We start from the raw sequence: 229 nt of genomic DNA on the forward strand, positions 1-229 counted from the left end.
GCCCCGGCTCGCGAGCGCCCTGGCCGCCGACACCCCGAGCGGACCGCCGCCGACGACCACGGCGGGCAGCCCCGGGCGGGCCGCCTCCCGCAGCGCCAGACAGTCGTCGAGGGTGCGCAACGCCCGTACGCCCGCCGGGAGTTCGCCCCCCTCGGAGGTGAACAGGCCGCGCAGCGGCGGCAGTACGGGCTCGGCGCCGGTCGCCAGCACGAGCACGTCGTAGACCAGG

General features: G+C 79.0%; 1 protein-coding gene. It reads right to left on the reverse strand.

The window, feature by feature from the left end:
• Positions 1–229, reverse strand: a 229-nt coding sequence (locus tag AN218_RS38025; protein WP_244900374.1) for an FAD-dependent oxidoreductase, incomplete at both ends; no start/stop codon positions are given.

The sequence above is a fragment of the Streptomyces nanshensis genome, from assembly GCF_001751255.1.
GTDB lineage: Bacteria > Actinomycetota > Actinomycetes > Streptomycetales > Streptomycetaceae > Streptomyces > Streptomyces nanshensis_A.